2 protein-coding genes are annotated in these 926 nt (G+C 70.7%); both read right to left on the minus strand.

From position 1 onward, the window contains the following. Positions 1-343, minus strand: a 343-nt coding sequence (locus D8M34_RS18185; protein ID WP_148113102.1) for a hypothetical protein, incomplete at its 3' end; no start/stop codon positions are given. Next, complete coding sequence (locus tag D8M34_RS18190; RefSeq protein ID WP_126894720.1) at positions 340-714, minus strand: hypothetical protein; 375 nt, start codon at positions 712-714, stop codon at positions 340-342. The genes D8M34_RS18190 and D8M34_RS18185, both read right to left, overlap by 4 nt. Positions 715-926: the final 212 nt, after the last annotated feature.

A 926-nucleotide genomic window follows, 5' to 3' on the forward strand; every position in this document is an offset into this window, starting at 1 on the left:
GAACCTGGAGCGCAGCCAGCGCCCCAGTCGTCCCGAGGGGGCTACCGCCCTCGTCGGAGGTGTCGGTCTCCAGGCGTACGTGCAGGATGTGCGCGGCCAGGATCCCAGCCGCGACGATCCGGCCGTCGCCGCGCTGCCCGGTGGACATCGCCTCGGTGTACTGCGCGACCCACCGCCGCGACAGCGCGGTCAGGACCGCGTGGCCGTCCTCGGCCTGGTCATCGCCGATCAGCCGCAACGCGGCATCACGGGCCCCGGCCAGCAGCACCACCGAATCGCCCAGGTAAGGGATCGTGGAGGGGACGTTGAGGCCGTCGTCGTCGACGTGGCGGGGCCCGCTCACCAGATCTGCCCGACGGTGGCCTCGCGGTCGGTGGCGTCGCTGATCGCGGCCCACTGGGCGGCACTCTGGCGGGGAAGCTCGTGGACGTCGGCGTGCAGCCACTGTGTGGCGAGGTCGCTGCCGAGTTCAGGGCGGCCGATCTCGGTGGCGGCGCGGTGCGCGTCGACGACGACGGCCCACTCGGCGGCGGTGGTCCGCGGGTGGAGGCCGTTCCCGCGGTGGATGACGATGGGGCCGCAGGCGCTGTCCTGGCCGTAGGCGGTGGCAACGAGCTTCCCGTCCAGGTCGACAGCGATGCTGGTGGGCGCGGGGTCGGTGAGGTGGCGTGCGATACGGCGGCCGGCGGAGGCGGCGGAAGCGGTATAGCCCATGTTCAAAACGCTACACATCCGGCTATATGTGTGCAATATAGAGCGTCGACTGGATCGTCGGTGACGATCACTCCGCTTGGCGGCGTCCCTGCCGGTGGCTCCCCGGCTCGGCCGCGCGCCCTCTTCCCGCGGGCGGTCGTGTGGCGGGGGACGCGTCGTCCCCTTGCGCAGAATGCTGAACATGTTCAGAATTGAGGTATGACGGTTGAGGT

This window comes from Microbacterium sp. HSID17254 (assembly GCF_003989315.1).
In the GTDB taxonomy this organism is placed as follows: domain Bacteria; phylum Actinomycetota; class Actinomycetes; order Actinomycetales; family Microbacteriaceae; genus Microbacterium.

Excerpts from the sequence above, each read along its gene's own strand:
- D8M34_RS18190 (WP_126894720.1), bottom strand. The coding sequence starts at position 714 with ATGGGCTATACCGCTTCCGCCGCCTCCGCCGGCCGCCGTATCGCACGC.